This is a genomic window from Escherichia sp. WS547, assembly GCF_046486065.1.
GTDB classification, from domain to species: Bacteria; Pseudomonadota; Gammaproteobacteria; order Enterobacterales; family Enterobacteriaceae; genus Escherichia; species Escherichia coli.
Window position 1 is genome coordinate 55,915 of the sequence record NZ_JBJQMA010000005.1, and the last position, 16,855, is coordinate 72,769.

The window sequence follows — 16,855 nt, forward strand, 5'->3', positions numbered from 1 at the left end:
TGCGGGTTGCCTGATGCGACGCTTGCCGCGTCTTATCAGGCCTACAAAACGCACTGTCCGTAGGTCGGATAAGGCGTTCACGCCGCATCCGACAGTGCATACTAACCCGTAATCCCCAATAGTGCCGAAGCACTCGCCTTACCGCTCAACAACTCATCGGTCATACCCTGCCAGGCGATGCGCCCGTCGGCGACCACCACCGAGCGTGTGGCGATCCGCGCCGCATCTTCCACACTGTGCGACACCATCAATAGCGTCATTTTTTGCTGCTGGCAGCTCGTGCTCACCAGCGTCAACATCTCTTGACGTAACGCCGGATCGAGCGCAGAGAACGGTTCATCGAGCAATAAAATCGGCTGTTCGCGCACCAGACAACGCGCTAACGCCACGCGCTGTCGTTGACCGCCAGAAAGCTCGCCCGGTAATCGCGCCATTAAATTATCAATCCCCATCTGGCGGGCGATAGCGTGCATTTTCTCCTGTTGTGCCGCGTTCAGCTTCAATCCTGGATTAAGCCCCAGCCCGATGTTCTGCGCGACCGTCAGGTGACTGAACAGGTTGTTCTCCTGAAACAGCATCGACACCGGACGGCGTGACGGCGGCGTAGAGGTGTGATCAACGCCGTCGATAGTCAGCGAACCGCTGGCTGGCGTCAGAAAACCGGCGATCAAATTCAGCAGGGTACTTTTACCCGCGCCGCTTGGCCCGAGGATCGCCACCTGCTCGCCCCGTTCCACCGTTAAGCTAAAACGCATCGGCAAATGGTGGTAAAGCCAGGTGATATCAGTCAGTTTTAACATTTCGCCCCGGTAGTTTTTCAATCACGGTAAACAGCAGAAAACAGAGTAGCAGCAGAATTAACGCGGTGACCGCGCCGTCCTGGCTGCGATAGGAGCCAATTTGCTGGTAGAGATAAAACGGCAGGGTGCGGAAATCATCGTTACCGAACAACGCCACCACGCCAAAATCACCAATCGATAGCACACAAGCAAAGGCCAGTGCCTGCGCAAGTGGGCGTTTCAGGGCGCGCAGCTCCACCACTTTTAAGCGTGACCAGCCTTCAATGCCCAGCGACTGACACAACATACTGTAACGCGCGGTGATATCGCGCATCGGGTTTTCCAGCACCTTCAGCGCATAAGGGATCGCCATTAACGCATTGGTGAAAATCACAATGCCGTCAGCAGATTGCGGCAGGCCGATAGTGTTGTTGAGCAGTAAAAAGAAGCCCGTAGCCAGCACAATCCCCGGCATGGCGAGGATCAACATGCCGCTCATCTCCAGCGCCTGACCCGCCAGCATTTTTTGCCGCACCCGCAGTTCGCGACTGCTCCATAGCAGCATCATGGTCAGCACTACGCATAATACGCTTGCCGCCAGCGCAATACGCAACGAGGTCCACAGCGCCTGCCACAGCACCGGTTGTGCCAGCACTTCCGGCAACTGGCGATTTACCCCATCGACGATCACCGCCAGTAACGGTGGTAGCAACAGCAGCAGCGCCAGCACAATTAACACCGTGTCGCAAATGCGGCTATGCAGACGATCGTCCGGGTCGCGCCAGCCTTGCAGCAGAGTAGTGCCGGGCGCAATGGCCTTACTCAATCGCTGACTCAACAGCACTAGCCCGAGGCAACACACCATCTGGATCAACGCCAGCATCGCCGCGCGGGCAGGATCGTAGTCGTAACTCAGCGCCTGATAAATAGCCAGCTCGATAGTGGTCGCCTGCGGACCGCCGCCCAGCGACAGCACGGTGGCGAAGCTGGCGAAACAGAGCATAAAGATAAGCGCAGCAACTGGCGGGATTTGTCGCCGTAACCACGGCCATTCGACGAAGCGGAAAAAATGCCAGCCGCGCATCCCAAGCTGGGCGGCAAGCTGACGTTGTTCGCCGGGAATGTTTTCCAGTGCCTGGAGTAATAAGCGGCTCGCCATCGGCAGATTAAAAAATACGTGCGCCAGCAAAATACCTTGCAGGCCGTAGGGCGAAAAGGTCCACTCCAGACCGAGCGATTGGCAGAGCGATGCCAGCCAGCCCTGGCGACCATAGACGCTAAGAATGCCGAAAACAGCAACCAGCACCGGGAGGATCAAGGTCATTGCGCACAGACGCAACAGCGCCAGCCGACCCGGAAAGCGCCTGCGATAGAGCGCGCGGGCGAGGAATATCGCGGGTACGACAGAGAGTAGCGCCGAGAGAAACGCCTGCCAGAAGGAGAAGCGCACCACATGCCACAGGTAGCTGTCCTGCCAGATTGCCACCCAGTCACCCTGCGGCGCGTTCCACCACAGGGCGAGAAACGCCGCCAGCGCAACCGCCACCACAAGCGTAGCGGCGCTTACACCTGGAATTAACCAGCCGGGAATTAACGGCTGACGGCGCGTTGCCATTCGCTAATCCATGCCTGACGTTGTGCCGCCACTTCGGCTGGCGTGAACTCCAGCGTGGTTGCCGGTTTGGTCAATTGTTCAAACCCGGCAGGCAGCGTGACATTTGCCACCGGATACATCCAGTTGCCGGTTGGGATCGCATTCTGGAAAGCCGGAGAAACCATAAACTGGAGGAATTTTTGCGCCAGCTCTGGCTGCTTGCTGGCAGCGGTGCGGGCGGCGACTTCCACTTGCAAATAGTGACCTTCGCTGAAGTTCGCGGTGGCGTAGTTATCTTTCTTCTCTTCGAGAATGTGATAAGCCGGAGAGGTGGTGTAACTCAGGACCAGATCGCTTTCACCTTTTAAAAACAGGCCGTAGGCTTCGCTCCAGCCTTTGGTGACCGTGACCGTTTTCTTCGCCAGTTTCTGCCAGGCTTGTGGGGCGTCATCGCCATAGACTTTTTGCATCCACAACAGCAGACCCAGTCCCGGCGTGCTGGTGCGCGGATCCTGATAAATCACCCGCCAGTTTTGATCGCTTTCAACCAGCTCTTTCAGGCTTTGCGGCGGATTTTTCAGTTTGTTCTTGTCATAGACGAAGGCGAAATAGCCGTAATCAAACGGTACGAAAGTGTCATTATTCCAGCCGCCGGGAACGTTAACGGCATCCGCTGCCACGCCGCTTTTGGCAAATAGTCCGGTTTTACTGGCTGCGTCTAACAGATTGTTATCCAGCCCCAGCACCACATCGGCTTTGCTGTTTTTGCCTTCCATCCGCAGACGGTTGAGAAGCGAAACGCCATCTTCCAGCGCCACCATTTTCAGTTCGCAATTACAGTCGGCTTCAAAGGCTTTTTTAACCACCGGACCTGGACCCCAGTCGGCGGCGAAGGAGTCGTAGGTGTAGACGGTCAGAACGGGTTTAGCGAAAACGGGCGCTGTGCACAGCAACAGCAGGGGCAGATATTTTTTTAACACTTTGCACCTCAAAAAAGAGTGGCAAAGGACTTGAGAAGGAGCCTCAAATCCCTTCGCCGGCGTTATCCGGATCAGGTTCGACGGGTATTTTCTCAGCGCACGCGTCTGCGTGGCACCCCGTTGAGAACGGCGTTAGTGTAGTGATTTTGTTATCAACCAGCAATCCATAGAGAAGGTGTATTAAAAAAGCCAATATTCGTTCAGCTATCAAGGACGTATTTGCATAGCTGGGAAGCTTTGAACCGAAAGAATCCCTTAGCACAGTCAAAATCGGTAATGCAACGGCTTATTGCGTGAATGAGCGATTTTTGACAGTATTCTTATTCAGGACGCTTATTCTGAGTTTTTAACTCAGAGTGGAGCTATCAGCATGAAAGTAAGAAACCCAGAACAGATTAGTATCCCTGCAAGTAATACCACTAAAGATCCAGGCCTTACTCATTCTCAGATTATCAGGATGGTTAACCTGGTCAAAAAGACCGAGAATATGAATATCTTTGAAGAGCTATGGGAGACGTTACGCAATCTCTTCCGGTCAGATAAACATTCCCAGACTGCGGCAAGGCAAATTCTGAAGGATGCATTTTATTTCCATAATAGTGATGACTACTCAAAATACTTTACCGGGGCTGTCGATGGGGATGCGCGTGATAAGTTTACCCACTGGCTGATAAATTTTAATAAACTCAAAGAACATGCAATAGATCCGGAAAATATGGCCGCGAAGGCCTCACTCTCGTCAGGAGATACGTTAAGAGTCAGTTTTTTTATTGGAGATGAGGCAATACTTACTCTGGATTTGCAGCTGAAAGAGAGCACCAGTACCGGGTGCATTGATCTGAGTCATGCTTACTTTAACGGGGTTGTCATTTGTGGTATTGACCGTCTCGAGGTTGACCTGAGCAATGCTGAAACGAACAATAGCCGTTGGTATGACTGACCTGCGCGAGGTTAACCTGAAAAAGCTGACCTTTCCGGCCAGAACACGGCTAGGCTGCGCCGTTATTGATTAACTCAGAATATGAAAGAGGGGCTGGAATGCCCCTTCTTTAATCTTATTTGCGACGCTAATCAGACGATGCATAAAATAGAGAAAATATAAAAGTAATGTATTTTATTCATTCCGTCTGAATATAAAAAATGCGCTCATGACCGCCAAAAGGCGCAAGCTACTCTGGATCCGGCGGCGCAAACCACGCTGATTTAAAATCGAACCAGCCGAGGGTGTTCATGCGCAGGCCGCGCATACTGCGTTGTCCCTGAATAATCAGCCAGTGGTGGATAAGCGGCACCATTGCTTTGCTGGCGACCAGTTGCTGGCACCAGTTCGCCAGGTTCATTTCGCCATTGCGCCAGCGGGCGGCGTCGGCTTGCCAGTCGATCGGAATACAGTGTTGGAGCAGCGGCACCTCGCACAGGTGCGCGAATAGCGAAAAATCCAGCGGCAGCGTAAAGTTGGCGCTGTTAAGCCAGATATCGCTCTCGATCTCTCCTTCATGCCACTGATCGTAGCTGATCTCTTTGATTTCCAGCGTGACCTGGTGACTTGCCAGAATCTGCTGCATGATCCCGGCAATCACCCTATGCTCACTGTGATCCTGATAAAAGGTCAGGGTGAGGCTTTCCAGACCAGCCGGTTTTTCGCTCTTTATGGTGCGGGTATGGTGCCAACGGGGAAGCAGCCCATAGGCCGGAAACCACAGCTGCTGGTACTGTTCCTCGGCGAAATAAACCAGATTGGTCGGCGAAAGCACATAGCTTATCCAGTCTCTGACTTGCTGATTCGCCCCGCGATGGGTACGGCTGTCGAACAGTAAATAGTAACAACCTTCTTCAAGGCGGCTTTCAATCTCTTTTTCCTCGTCTTGCGGTCCTTTCAGCATCAGGCCTCCCGCGGGGTCATCAGCAATTTCCGGCAAGACCCAGACGTTAACTTCGTCGATTAATGCCCGATAACCAAAGAAGTCGTCGAATGCCTGAATTTTCAGTTGATTGCTGCTGTTGCGGATCACCGCATAAGGACCCGTTCCGATGGGATGGCTGGCAAAGTTGCTGAGGGTTTCCCATTCGTGCGGCAGGATCATCGCCGGAACTTGCCCCAGCAGTAACGGTAACCAGCGGTCCGGTTGCGTGAGATGGATATCCAGCGTCCAGGGCGTCGGCGACACAATGTCAGCAATATGCGAATAGAGCGGCAGCGTATTGATTCGTTTTAAAGAGGCGATCACGTCGTCCATTTCCAGTTCACGACCATGATGAAAATGGACTCCTGGACGCAAAAAGAAACGCCAGTGAAGCGGTGAAATTTGCTGCCAGTGGTGGGCGATGTCCGCTTCCAGTTCCCCATTTTCCTCATTTATGCGCGTTAGCGAACTGAAGATTTGCCGGGCGATATGGGTTTCGGAACGGCGCAATGCACTGCCGGGCAGCAGATTACGCAACGGACGATAGTAGAGCACACGCAGGATGTGCCGCCCCTGGCGGAAGCTGCGTCCCAGATGAGAAACCAACATTTGCCGCACAGCCGCTTTGTCGCCAACCAGTTGCACCAGTTGATCGATACGATCCTGCTCCAGCAGGTCCTCTGCTCGCTGTTGCTGAAGCGCCAGCCCGGTATAGAGGAATGTCAGACACGAGCGTTTGCCGCGCCCGACTTCCGCTTCCCACGTCAGCCAGCCGCGATCCTGCATGGTGTTGAGCAGGGTGCGCATATGACGACGCGAGCAGCTCAATAACGCTGCCAGTTCGTTGAGCGTCGTGTCCTGCGATTTACCCTCGCAGCATTGCCACAGGCGGATGAACTGTTGTTGCAGACGAGCAGATGGCATAAAAGGGGAACTCCTGCGCAAAAGACAGCAATTTTATTTTCCCTATATTAAGTCAATAATTCCTAACGATGAAGCAAGGAGGTGCCCCATGCGTCAGTTTTATCAGCACTATTTTACCGCGACAGCGAAGTTGTGCTGGTTGCGTTGGTTAAGCGTCCCACAACGATTAACCATGCTTGAAGAACTGATGCAGTGGGAGGGGAGTCATTCTGGCTACTGATTTGCGGACATCATGTGTGACTGAGTATTGGTGTTAATCGCCACGCCAGCAGTGATTATCTGCTGGCTTTTTTCTTTTTGGCGATTGAGTGCCGGACGGTTTACAAACTAACGCATAAATTCCGGTTGCTTCTCTTCATAAGACGCAATAGCGTCGTCGTGCTGCAGGGTCAGGCCAATGCTGTCCAGACCATTCATCATGCAGTGGCGGCGGAAGGCATCAATGGTAAATCGATAAGTTTTCTCTCCCGCTTTCACCTCTTGCGCTTCCAGGTCCACGTCGAAATAAATCCCCGGATTGGCCTGCACCAGCGCAAACAGTTCGTCCACTTCTGCGTCGCTTAATTTCACCGGCAGCAGCTGGTTGTTAAAGCTGTTGCCGTAGAAGATGTCAGCAAAACTCGGTGCAATCACCACTTTAAAACCGTAATCGGTCAATGCCCACGGCGCGTGCTCACGCGAGGAACCGCAGCCGAAGTTTTCTCGTGCCAGCAAAATGGAAGCGCCCTGATACTGCGGGAAGTTCAGCACGAAGTCCGGGTTTGGCTGTTGGCCTTTTTCATCCAGAAAACGCCAGTCGTTAAACAGATGCGCGCCAAAACCAGTACGGGTCACTTTCTGCAAAAACTGTTTCGGGATGATTGCATCGGTATCGACATTGGCGGCATCCAGCGGAACCACCAGGCCTGTGTGTTTGATAAATTTCTCTGCCATGGTGTGCTCCTTATTTAATGTTGCGAATGTCGGCGAAATGTCCGGTCACCGCAGCAGCGGCAGCCATTGCCGGGCTGACCAGATGGGTGCGCCCTCCACGCCCCTGGCGGCCTTCAAAGTTACGGTTGCTGGTGGAGGCACAACGCTCACCCGGATTCAGGCGATCGTTGTTCATCGCCAGACACATTGAGCAGCCAGGCAAGCGCCATTCAAAACCAGCTTCGATAAAGATTTTGTCCAAACCTTCCGCTTCCGCCTGCGCTTTTACCGGACCGGAGCCGGGAACCACCAGCGCTTGTACACCTGGCGCGACTTTCCGGCCTTTGGCGATTTCCGCTGCCGCGCGTAAATCTTCAATGCGCGAGTTGGTGCAGGAACCGATAAACACTTTATCGATAGTCACTTCGGTGAGCGGAATACCCGGTTTCAGCCCCATATAGGCCAACGCTTTTTCTGCCGACGCGCGTTCAACCGGATCGGCAAACGAAGCCGGATCGGGAATATTGTCGTTCACGGAAATCACCTGACCTGGATTGGTACCCCAGGTGACCTGCGGTGAAATCTCTTCTGCCCGCAAAGTCACAACGGTATCGAAAGTTGCGCCTTCGTCGGTTTGCAGAGTTTTCCAGTAGGCAACGGCGTCGTCGAAATCTTTGCCTTTCGGCGCATGCAGACGGCCTTTGACATAGTTAAAGGTGGTTTCGTCCGGTGCAACCAGACCGGCTTTCGCGCCCATTTCGATTGCCATATTGCACAGGGTCATACGACCTTCCATGCTTAAATCACGGATTGCTTCGCCGCAAAACTCCACCACATGCCCGGTGCCGCCTGCGCTGCCAGTTTTACCGATAATTGCCAGCACGATATCTTTCGCGGTAATGCCTGGCGCAGCTTTGCCCTGGACTTCAATTTTCATGGTCTTCGCACGACCCTGTTTCAGGGTTTGCGTTGCCAGTACGTGTTCAACTTCGGAAGTGCCGATACCAAAGGCCAGTGCGCCAAACGCGCCGTGGGTGGCGGTATGCGAGTCGCCGCAGACAATAGTCATCCCCGGCAATGTGACGCCCTGTTCCGGCCCCATTACATGGACGATCCCCTGATACGGGTGATTCAGGTCATACAGCTCGACGCCAAACTCTTTGCAGTTTTTGATCAGCTCCTGCATCTGGATGCGCGCCATTTCACCGCAGGCATTAATGTCTTTGGTCTGAGTAGAGACGTTGTGATCCATGGTGGCGAAGGTTTTCCCCGGCTGACGTACCGGGCGACCGTGGGCGCGCAGACCATCGAACGCCTGCGGTGAGGTCACTTCATGCACCAGGTGGCGGTCGATATATAACAGCGGGGTTTCGTTTTCGGCTTCGTACACTACGTGAGCGTCGAACAATTTTTCGTATAACGTCTTAGCCATGATTACACCCCTTCTGCCACATAGCGGGCAATGATATCGCCCATTTCATTGGTACTAACGGCGGCAGCGCCACGGGCTAAATCTCCGGTGCGAATGCCTTCTTCTAATGCGCGGTTAATGGCGCGTTCAATGGCGGAAGCCGCATCATCGGCATCCAGGCTGTAACGCAGCAGCAGTGCCAGCGACAGGATTTGTGCAATCGGGTTGGCGATGTTTTTGCCTGCGATATCTGGTGCGGAGCCGCCTGCCGGTTCATACAGACCAAAACCTTGTTCGTTCAGGCTGGCGGAAGGCAACATCCCCATTGAGCCAGTGATCATTGCGCACTCGTCAGACAGAATGTCGCCAAACAGGTTGGAGCACAGCAGGACGTCAAACTGTGATGGATCTTTAATCAGCTGCATGGTGGCGTTGTCGATGTACATATGCGCCAGTTCGACATCCGGGTATTCCGTGGCGATCTCGTTAACGATCTCCCGCCATAAAATAGAGGATTGCAGCACGTTGGCTTTGTCGATAGACGTCACTTTATGGCGACGTTTACGAGCAGATTCAAACGCGATGCGGGCGATACGTTCGATCTCAAAACGGTGATACACCTCGGTATCAAACGCTTTTTCATATTGTCCGCTACCTTCGCGGCCTTTTGGCTGACCGAAATAGATGCCGCCGGTCAGTTCGCGCACACACAGGATGTCGAAGCCGTTAGCGGCAATGTCAGCACGCAGCGGACAGAATGCTTCCAGCCCCTGATACAGTTTTGCCGGACGCAGATTGCTGAATAATTTGAAGTGTTTACGCAAAGGCAACAGTGCGCCGCGTTCTGGTTGCTGGTCTGGCGGCAAATGTTCCCACTTCGGACCACCTACCGAGCCAAACAGCACGGCATCGGCTTGCTCACAACCTTCAACCGTCGCAGGCGGCAGCGGCTGCCCGTGGTTATCAATGGCTGCGCCGCCTACATCGTAATGGCTGGTGGTGATACGCATCGCAAAGCGGTTGCGCACGGCATCCAGCACTTTCAGCGCCTGGGTCATCACTTCCGGACCAATACCGTCCCCCGGCAATACGGCAATATGGTAATTCTTCGACATCACACGGTTTCCTTGTTGTTTTCGTTGTGTTGAGCTTTGCGTTGCAACTCTTTTTCGACTTCTGCGGCACGCCAGATATTGTTCAGTACGTGCACCATGGCTTTGGCGGAGGACTCGACAATATCGGTGGCCAGGCCGACGCCGTGGAAGCGGCGACCGTTGTAATTTGCGACGATATCCACCTGACCCAGCGCATCTTTACCGTGGCCTTTGGCGGTCAGGCTGTATTTCACCAGTTCGACGTTATAGTCAGTGATGCGGTTAATTGCCTGATAGACGGCATCGACCGGACCGTTACCGTTGGCGGCTTCTGCTTTGACTTCTTCGCCACAGGCCAGTTTGACGGCGGCAGTGGCAATATCGTTAGAGCCAGACTGCACGCTGAAGTAATCCAGACGGAAATGCTCTGGCTCTTCTTGCTGCTTACCGATGAAGGCCAGCGCCTCCAGATCGTAATCAAACACCTGACCTTTTTTGTCCGCCAGCTTCAGGAAAGCATCGTACAAATTGTCTAAATTATATTCACTTTCTTTATACCCCATCTCATCCATGCGATGTTTCACCGCCGCACGCCCCGAACGAGAGGTCAGATTCAGCTGGATTTGGTTCAGACCAATAGATTCTGGTGTCATGATTTCGTAGTTTTCGCGGTTTTTCAGCACGCCATCCTGGTGGATACCGGAGGAGTGTGCGAATGCGCCGCTGCCAACAATGGCTTTGTTTGCCGGGATCGGCATATTACAAATCTGGCTAACTAACTGGCTGGTGCGCCATATTTCCTGGTGATTAATGGCGGTGTGGACGTTGAGAATATCCTTACGAACTTTGATCGCCATGATCACTTCTTCCAGGGAACAGTTACCGGCACGCTCGCCGATCCCGTTCATTGCACCTTCCACCTGGCGTGCACCGGCATGTACCGCCGCCAGTGAGTTTCCGACCGCCAGGCCCAAATCGTCGTGGGTATGTACGGAAATAATGGCTTTGTCGATGTTGGGTACGCGTTCATACAGCCCGCTGATGATTCCGGCGAACTCAAATGGCATGGTGTAGCCCACGGTGTCCGGGATGTTGATGGTGGTGGCACCGGCATTAATCGCCGCTTCGACCACTCGCGCCAGATCGGCAATTGGGGTGCGTCCGGCATCTTCGCAAGAAAATTCAACATCATCGGTGTAATTACGGGCGCGTTTCACCATATAGATAGCGCGTTCGATCACCTCGTCCAGCGTGCTACGCAGCTTGGTGGCAATGTGCATTGGCGAAGTGGCAATAAAGGTATGAATCCGGAAGGCTTCGGCGACTTTCAGAGATTCAGCCGCCACGTCGATATCCTTTTCCACGCAGCGAGCTAACGCGCATACGCGGCTGTTTTTAACCTGGCGAGCGATGGTTTGCACTGATTCAAAATCACCCGGCGAAGAGACGGGGAACCCGACTTCCATCACGTCAACACCCATACGCTCAAGGGCCAGCGCAATTTGCAGTTTTTCTTTCACACTCAAGCTTGCCTGTAACGCCTGTTCACCGTCGCGCAATGTGGTATCGAAAATAATGACTTGCTGGCTCATGGTTTGGGTCCTTGTCTCTTTTTGAGCGCCTCGCTTCGGGCATAAAAAAACCCGCGCAATGGCGCGGGTTTTTTGTTTGACTGAGTGCTGACTTAATTCTGAATGCCGCTCACCAGTCTACCGCGCAAAGAAGATGCGTTTAGTAGTAGTAGACCGATAAAGCGAACGATGTGAGTCATTAAATCAGCTCCAGATGAATGCGATATGCTTTTAGAGTTACTGGATACCAAAACGGATGTCAACCCTGATGCAACAAAAACGTCCAGCCAGCATGAGTTCTGCATCCGTCAAATTAGCTAATTGTGCTGCGGTGGTTAAAACAAGCGATATTAATTTCTGCTTAACCACCGCCGCTTTTCATCGGTTGACATATTTCAGAATAAATTTTTGCGTCTAATCGACGAGGGAAAGGGGGATAAAATGCACGCGTTACAAAACCTATCCTGATGATTTGTATTGAATTATATGTTTTGCGAATTTTTTGATATTCATTTGGTGAATATTATTGATCGATTAATGTTAAGAATTAATGCATTAAACATATAAATTAATTATTAAAAAAGCACATTTAATCCATTTTGTGGATGATTGAGTATTCGTGGTAGTTATGATTAGATTGTTTTCGCAACAAAAACATTATGGATTATTATGCTGTGGTAAATGACGCTTTGCTCGGCAGTGGATTCTGTTTTTATCAGAACCCGTATCTTTATGTTTTCCTAATTTTACTCATTTTCCTTTTTCTTATTTTATATGCATGATAAATCATATTCTCGAGGATTATTTCTCTGCATTCCAATAAGGGAAAGGGAGTTAAGTGTGACAGTGGAGTTAAGTATGCCAGAGGTACAAACAGATCATCCAGAGACGGCGGAGTTAAGCAAGCCACAGCTACGCATGGTCGATCTCAACTTATTAACCGTTTTCGATGCCGTGATGCAGGAGCAAAACATCACCCGTGCCGCTCATGTTCTGGGAATGTCGCAACCTGCGGTCAGTAACGCTGTTGCACGCCTGAAGGTGATGTTTAATGACGAGCTTTTTGTTCGTTATGGCCGTGGTATTCAACCGACTGCTCGCGCATTTCAACTTTTTGGTTCAGTTCGTCAGGCATTGCAATTAGTACAAAATGAATTACCAGGTTCAGGCTTTGAGCCTGCCAGTAGTGAACGTATATTTCATCTTTGTGTCTGCAGCCCGTTAGACAGCATTCTGACCTCGCAGATTTATAATCACATTGAGCAGATTGCGCCAAATATACATGTTATGTTCAAGTCTTCATTAAATCAGAACACTGAACATCAGCTGCGTTATCAGGAAACGGAGTTTGTGATTAGTTATGAAGACTTCCATCGTCCTGAATTTACCAGTGTGCCATTATTTAAAGATGAAATGGTGCTGGTAGCCAGCAAAAATCATCCAACAATTAAAGGCCCGTTACTGAAACATGATGTTTATAACGAACAACATGCGGCGGTTTCGCTCGATCGTTTCGCGTCATTTAGTCAACCGTGGTATGACACGGTAGATAAGCAAGCCAGTATCGCGTATCAGGGCATGGCAATGATGAGCGTACTTAGCGTGGTGTCGCAAACGCATCTGGTCGCTATAGCGCCGCGTTGGCTGGCTGAAGAGTTCGCTGAATCCTTAGAGTTACAGGTATTACCGCTACCGTTAAAACAAAATAGCAGAACCTGTTATCTCTCCTGGCATGAAGCTGCTGGGCGCGATAAAGGCCATCAGTGGATGGAAGAGCAATTAGTCTCAATTTGCAAACGCTAACTGAATGCAGAATAGGTCAGACATTAATGTCTGGTTTATTCTGCATTTTTTATTGAATGTAGAATTTTATTCTGAATGTGTGATCTCGCTATTTTAGGATTAATTAAAAAAATAGAGAAATTGCTGTAAGTTGTGGGATTCAGCCGATTTATTATCAATTTAATCCTCTGTAATGGAGGATTTTATCGTTTCTTTTCACCTTTCCTCCTGTTTATTCTTATTACTCCGTGTTTATGTCTTAGGCTGCCAATTGCTTAAGCAAGATCGGACGGTTAATGTGTTTTACACATTTTTTCCGTCAAACAGTGAGGCAGGCCATGGAGATGTTGTCTGGAGCCGAGATGGTCGTCCGATCGCTTATCGATCAGGGCGTTAAACAAGTATTCGGTTATCCCGGAGGCGCGGTCCTTGATATTTACGATGCATTGCATACCGTGGGTGGTATCGATCATGTTTTAGTTCGTCATGAGCAGGCGGCGGTGCATATGGCCGATGGTCTGGCGCGCGCGACCGGGGAAGTCGGCGTCGTGCTGGTAACGTCGGGTCCAGGGGCGACCAATGCGATTACTGGCATTGCCACCGCTTATATGGATTCCATTCCCTTAGTTGTCCTTTCCGGGCAGGTAGCGACCTCGTTGATAGGCTACGATGCCTTTCAGGAGTGCGACATGGTGGGGATTTCTCGCCCGGTGGTTAAACACAGTTTTCTGGTTAAGCAAACGGAAGACATTCCGCAGGTGCTGAAAAAGGCTTTCTGGCTGGCGGCAAGTGGTCGCCCTGGGCCCGTGGTCGTTGATTTACCCAAAGATATTCTTAATCCGGCGAACAAATTACCCTACGTCTGGCCGGAGTCGGTCAGTATGCGTTCTTACAATCCCACTACTACCGGACATAAAGGGCAAATTAAGCGTGCTCTGCAAACGCTGGTGGCGGCAAAAAAACCGGTTGTCTATGTAGGCGGTGGGGCAATCACGGCGGGCTGTCATCAGCAGCTAAAAGAAACGGTGGAGGCGTTGAATCTGCCCGTTGTTTCCTCATTAATGGGGCTGGGGGCGTTTCCGGCAACGCATCGTCAGGCACTTGGCATGCTGGGAATGCACGGCACCTACGAAGCTAATATGACGATGCATAACGCGGATGTGATTTTTGCCGTCGGGGTACGTTTTGATGACCGAACGACGAACAATCTGGCGAAGTACTGCCCAAATGCCACGGTTCTGCATATCGATATTGATCCTACTTCCATTTCTAAAACCGTGACTGCTGATATCCCGATTGTGGGGGATGCTCGCCAGGTCCTCGAACAAATGCTTGAACTCCTGTCGCAAGAATCCGTCCATCAACCGCTGGATGAGATCCGCGACTGGTGGCAGCAGATTGAACAGTGGCGCGCTCGTCAGTGCCTGAAATATGACTCTTACAGTGAAAAGATTAAACCGCAGGCGGTGATCGAGACTCTTTGGCGGTTGACGAAGGGAGACGCTTACGTGACGTCCGATGTCGGGCAGCACCAGATGTTTGCTGCGCTTTATTATCCATTCGACAAACCGCGTCGCTGGATCAACTCTGGGGGCCTCGGCACGATGGGGTTTGGTTTACCTGCGGCACTGGGCGTCAAAATGGCGTTGCCAGAAGAAACCGTGGTTTGCGTCACTGGCGACGGCAGTATTCAGATGAACATCCAGGAACTGTCTACAGCGTTGCAATACGAGTTGCCGGTACTGGTGGTGAATCTCAATAACCGCTATCTGGGGATGGTGAAACAGTGGCAGGACATGATCTATTCCGGCCGTCATTCACAATCTTATATGCAATCGCTACCCGATTTCGTTCGTCTGGCGGAAGCCTATGGTCACGTCGGGATCCAGATTTCTCATCCGCAAGAACTGGAAAGCAAACTTAGCGAGGCGCTGGAACAGGTGCGCAATAATCGCCTGGTGTTTGTTGATGTTACCGTCGATGGCAGTGAGCACGTCTACCCGATGCAGATTCGCGGGGGCGGAATGGATGAAATGTGGTTAAGCAAAACGGAGAGAACCTGATTATGCGCCGGATATTATCAGTCTTACTCGAAAATGAATCAGGCGCGTTATCCCGCGTGATTGGCCTTTTTTCCCAGCGTGGCTACAACATTGAAAGCCTGACCGTTGCGCCAACCGACGATCCGACATTATCGCGTATGACCATCCAGACCGTGGGCGATGAAAAAGTGCTTGAGCAGATCGAAAAGCAATTACACAAGCTGGTCGATGTATTACGCGTGAGCGAGTTAGGGCAGGGCGCGCATGTTGAGCGGGAAATCATGCTGGTGAAAATTCAGGCCAGCGGCTACGGGCGTGACGAAGTGAAACGTAATACGGAAATATTCCGTGGGCAAATTATTGATGTCACACCCTCGCTTTATACCGTTCAATTAGCAGGCACCAGCGATAAGCTTGATGCATTTTTAGCATCGATTCGCGATGTGGCGAAAATTGTGGAAGTTGCTCGCTCTGGTGTGGTAGGACTTTCGCGCGGCGATAAAATAATGCGTTGATAATGATCTCAATGCGCAATTTGCAGCCCAACATGTCACGTTGGGCTTTTTTTGCGAAATCAGTGGGAACCTGGAATAAAAGCAGTTGCCGCAGTTAATTTTCTGCGCTTAGATGTTAATGAATTTAACCCATACCAGTACAATGGCTATGGTTTTTACATTTTACGCAAGGGGCAATTGTGAAACTGGATGAAATCGCTCGGCTGGCGGGAGTGTCGCGGACCACTGCAAGCTATGTTATTAACGGCAAAGCGAAGCAATACCGTGTGAGCGACAAAACCGTTGAAAAAGTCATGGCTGTGGTGCGTGAGCACAATTACCACCCGAACGCCGTGGCAGCTGGGCTTCGTGCTGGACGCACACGTTCTATTGGTCTTGTGATCCCCGATCTGGAGAACACCAGCTATACCCGCATCGCTAACTATCTTGAACGCCAGGCGCGGCAAAGGGGTTATCAACTGCTGATTGCCTGCTCGGAAGATCAGCCCGACAACGAAATGCGTTGTATCGAGCATCTTTTGCAGCGTCAGGTTGATGCCATTATTGTTTCGACGTCGTTGCCACCTGAGCATCCTTTTTATCAACGCTGGGCTAACGACCCGTTCCCGATTGTCGCGCTGGACCGCGCCCTCGATCGTGAACATTTCACCAGCGTGGTTGGTGCCGATCAGGATGATGCCGAAATGCTGGCGGAAGAGTTACGTAAGTTTCCCGCCGAGACGGTACTTTATCTTGGCGCGCTGCCGGAGCTTTCTGTCAGCTTCCTGCGTGAACAAGGTTTCCGTACTGCCTGGAAAGATGATCCGCGCGAAGTGCATTTCCTTTATGCCAACAGCTATGAGCGGGAGGCGGCTGCCCAGTTATTCGAAAAATGGCTGGAAACGCATCCGATGCCGCAGGCACTGTTCACAACGTCGTTTGCGTTGTTGCAAGGGGTGATGGATGTCACGCTACGTCGTGACGGCAAACTGCCTTCTGACCTGGCAATTGCCACCTTTGGCGATAACGAACTGCTCGACTTCTTACAGTGCCCGGTGCTGGCAGTGGCTCAACGTCACCGCGATGTCGCAGAGCGTGTGCTGGAGATTGTCCTGGCAAGCCTGGACGAACCGCGTAAGCCAAAACCTGGTTTAACGCGCATTAAACGTAATCTCTATCGCCGCGGCGTGCTCAGCCGTAGCTAAGCCGCGAACAAAAATACGCGCCAGGTGAATTTCTCTCTGGCGCGTTGAGTACGGAATGGACATCAATATCCTTAAAGTAAATAAGACTATTCCTGGCTATTATTGATAAATGCTTTTAAACCTGCCCGTTAATTACCTCACCAGCTGAAATTCACAATAATTA

General features: G+C 51.6%; 17 protein-coding genes and 1 riboswitch. Of the genes, 7 read left to right on the plus strand and 10 right to left on the minus strand.

Annotation, left to right across the window (positions count from 1 at the left end; genetic code table 11):
* Nucleotides 1-101 precede the first annotated feature (101 nt).
* Genes thiQ through thiB form a run of 3 tightly spaced genes read right to left on the minus strand, consistent with a single transcriptional unit; the run spans nucleotide 102 to nucleotide 3,353 of the window.
* Nucleotides 102-800 (minus strand): thiamine ABC transporter ATP-binding protein ThiQ, encoded by a 699-nt coding sequence (gene thiQ, locus ACJHWK_RS06275; protein ID WP_000916278.1) that lies wholly within the window; start codon nucleotides 798-800, stop codon nucleotides 102-104.
* Nucleotides 784-2,394: a thiamine/thiamine pyrophosphate ABC transporter permease ThiP gene (thiP, locus tag ACJHWK_RS06280; protein ID WP_170886333.1), complete on the minus strand. Its 1,611-nt coding sequence runs from the start codon at nucleotides 2,392-2,394 to the stop codon at nucleotides 784-786. The genes thiQ and thiP overlap by 17 nt, the downstream gene beginning before the upstream one ends.
* Nucleotides 2,370-3,353, minus strand: a complete 984-nt coding sequence (thiB, locus tag ACJHWK_RS06285) for a thiamine ABC transporter substrate binding subunit (protein WP_001520470.1) — start codon at nucleotides 3,351-3,353, stop codon at nucleotides 2,370-2,372. The genes thiP and thiB overlap by 25 nt, the downstream gene beginning before the upstream one ends.
* A gap of 30 nt (nucleotides 3,354-3,383) precedes the next feature.
* A riboswitch (TPP riboswitch) is annotated at nucleotides 3,384-3,483 on the minus strand.
* A 240-nt stretch (nucleotides 3,484-3,723) separates the two neighbouring features.
* Between thiB and espY2 the strand changes: the two genes are divergently transcribed.
* Entirely contained in the window at nucleotides 3,724-4,293 is a 570-nt protein-coding gene (espY2, locus tag ACJHWK_RS06290) for a T3SS effector EspY2 (protein ID WP_001520471.1), read from the plus strand.
* Nucleotides 4,294-4,522: 229 nt separating this feature from the next.
* On the opposite strand, the gene sgrR is transcribed toward espY2, so the two are convergent.
* A complete protein-coding gene (gene sgrR, locus ACJHWK_RS06295; RefSeq protein ID WP_170886334.1) occupies nucleotides 4,523-6,181 on the minus strand; it encodes a DNA-binding transcriptional regulator SgrR in 1,659 nt (552 codons plus the stop codon).
* Between the two features lie 88 nt (nucleotides 6,182-6,269).
* Between sgrR and sgrT the strand changes: the two genes are divergently transcribed.
* A complete protein-coding gene (sgrT, locus tag ACJHWK_RS06300; RefSeq protein ID WP_001248769.1) occupies nucleotides 6,270-6,401 on the plus strand; it encodes a glucose uptake inhibitor SgrT in 132 nt (43 codons plus the stop codon).
* Between the two features lie 107 nt (nucleotides 6,402-6,508).
* On the opposite strand, the gene leuD is transcribed toward sgrT, so the two are convergent.
* The 5 genes from leuD to leuL all read right to left on the minus strand — a co-directional run bounded on the left by leuD (nucleotide 6,509) and on the right by leuL (nucleotide 11,369).
* Nucleotides 6,509-7,114 carry a 3-isopropylmalate dehydratase small subunit gene (gene leuD / locus ACJHWK_RS06305; protein WP_000818239.1) on the minus strand — a complete coding sequence of 202 codons (606 nt, stop codon included), beginning with the start codon at nucleotides 7,112-7,114 and terminating at the stop codon, nucleotides 6,509-6,511.
* A 10-nt stretch (nucleotides 7,115-7,124) separates the two neighbouring features.
* Nucleotides 7,125-8,525, minus strand: a complete 1,401-nt coding sequence (gene leuC / locus ACJHWK_RS06310) for a 3-isopropylmalate dehydratase large subunit (protein WP_021522994.1) — start codon at nucleotides 8,523-8,525, stop codon at nucleotides 7,125-7,127.
* Between the two features lie 2 nt (nucleotides 8,526-8,527).
* Entirely contained in the window at nucleotides 8,528-9,619 is a 1,092-nt protein-coding gene (gene leuB, locus ACJHWK_RS06315; protein WP_000042357.1) for a 3-isopropylmalate dehydrogenase, read from the minus strand.
* Nucleotides 9,619-11,190, minus strand: a complete 1,572-nt coding sequence (gene leuA, locus ACJHWK_RS06320) for a 2-isopropylmalate synthase (protein ID WP_000082846.1) — start codon at nucleotides 11,188-11,190, stop codon at nucleotides 9,619-9,621. Before leuA ends, leuB begins: the two co-directional genes overlap by 1 nt.
* 92 nt (nucleotides 11,191-11,282) lie before the next feature.
* Nucleotides 11,283-11,369, minus strand: a complete 87-nt coding sequence (gene leuL, locus ACJHWK_RS06325; protein ID WP_032141177.1) for a leu operon leader peptide — start codon at nucleotides 11,367-11,369, stop codon at nucleotides 11,283-11,285.
* A gap of 658 nt (nucleotides 11,370-12,027) precedes the next feature.
* Between leuL and leuO the strand changes: the two genes are divergently transcribed.
* The gene (leuO, locus tag ACJHWK_RS06330) at nucleotides 12,028-12,972 is read left to right on the plus strand and encodes a transcriptional regulator LeuO (RefSeq protein ID WP_001520476.1); all 945 of its coding nucleotides are present in this window, start codon (nucleotides 12,028-12,030) and stop codon (nucleotides 12,970-12,972) included.
* Between the two features lie 154 nt (nucleotides 12,973-13,126).
* Here the strand turns inward: leuO and ACJHWK_RS06335 are convergent, their stop codons facing one another.
* Nucleotides 13,127-13,171 (minus strand): protein YabR, encoded by a 45-nt coding sequence (locus ACJHWK_RS06335; protein WP_120795371.1) that lies wholly within the window; start codon nucleotides 13,169-13,171, stop codon nucleotides 13,127-13,129.
* A gap of 118 nt (nucleotides 13,172-13,289) precedes the next feature.
* On the opposite strand from ACJHWK_RS06335, the gene ilvI reads away from it, so the two are divergent.
* The 4 genes from ilvI to cra all read left to right on the plus strand — a co-directional run bounded on the left by ilvI (nucleotide 13,290) and on the right by cra (nucleotide 16,692).
* Complete coding sequence (gene ilvI / locus ACJHWK_RS06340; protein WP_000425672.1) at nucleotides 13,290-15,014, plus strand: acetolactate synthase 3 large subunit; 1,725 nt, start codon at nucleotides 13,290-13,292, stop codon at nucleotides 15,012-15,014.
* A 2-nt stretch (nucleotides 15,015-15,016) separates the two neighbouring features.
* Nucleotides 15,017-15,508 carry an acetolactate synthase small subunit gene (gene ilvN, locus ACJHWK_RS06345; protein WP_001252744.1) on the plus strand — a complete coding sequence of 164 codons (492 nt, stop codon included), beginning with the start codon at nucleotides 15,017-15,019 and terminating at the stop codon, nucleotides 15,506-15,508.
* 11 nt (nucleotides 15,509-15,519) lie between these two features.
* A complete protein-coding gene (locus ACJHWK_RS06350) occupies nucleotides 15,520-15,606 on the plus strand; it encodes a fruR/shl operon leader peptide (protein WP_001303787.1) in 87 nt (28 codons plus the stop codon).
* Between the two features lie 81 nt (nucleotides 15,607-15,687).
* Complete coding sequence (gene cra / locus ACJHWK_RS06355; RefSeq protein WP_000762401.1) at nucleotides 15,688-16,692, plus strand: catabolite repressor/activator; 1,005 nt, start codon at nucleotides 15,688-15,690, stop codon at nucleotides 16,690-16,692.
* The last annotated feature ends 163 nt before the right edge of the window (nucleotides 16,693-16,855 follow it).

Coding starts and splice junctions, on each gene's coding strand:
- espY2 (WP_001520471.1), top strand. CDS start 3,724: ATGAAAGTAAGAAACCCAGAACAGATTAGTATCCCTGCAAGTAATACC.
- ACJHWK_RS06350 (WP_001303787.1), top strand. CDS start 15,520: ATGCGCAATTTGCAGCCCAACATGTCACGTTGGGCTTTTTTTGCGAAA.
- thiQ (WP_000916278.1), bottom strand. CDS start 800: ATGTTAAAACTGACTGATATCACCTGGCTTTACCACCATTTGCCGATG.
- ilvN (WP_001252744.1), top strand. CDS start 15,017: ATGCGCCGGATATTATCAGTCTTACTCGAAAATGAATCAGGCGCGTTA.
- ilvI (WP_000425672.1), top strand. CDS start 13,290: ATGGAGATGTTGTCTGGAGCCGAGATGGTCGTCCGATCGCTTATCGAT.
- leuB (WP_000042357.1), bottom strand. CDS start 9,619: ATGTCGAAGAATTACCATATTGCCGTATTGCCGGGGGACGGTATTGGT.
- sgrT (WP_001248769.1), top strand. CDS start 6,270: ATGCGTCAGTTTTATCAGCACTATTTTACCGCGACAGCGAAGTTGTGC.
- leuD (WP_000818239.1), bottom strand. CDS start 7,114: ATGGCAGAGAAATTTATCAAACACACAGGCCTGGTGGTTCCGCTGGAT.
- leuA (WP_000082846.1), bottom strand. CDS start 11,190: ATGAGCCAGCAAGTCATTATTTTCGATACCACATTGCGCGACGGTGAA.
- thiP (WP_170886333.1), bottom strand. CDS start 2,394: ATGGCAACGCGCCGTCAGCCGTTAATTCCCGGCTGGTTAATTCCAGGT.
- leuC (WP_021522994.1), bottom strand. CDS start 8,525: ATGGCTAAGACGTTATACGAAAAATTGTTCGACGCTCACGTAGTGTAC.
- sgrR (WP_170886334.1), bottom strand. CDS start 6,181: ATGCCATCTGCTCGTCTGCAACAACAGTTCATCCGCCTGTGGCAATGC.
- leuL (WP_032141177.1), bottom strand. CDS start 11,369: ATGACTCACATCGTTCGCTTTATCGGTCTACTACTACTAAACGCATCT.
- leuO (WP_001520476.1), top strand. CDS start 12,028: ATGCCAGAGGTACAAACAGATCATCCAGAGACGGCGGAGTTAAGCAAG.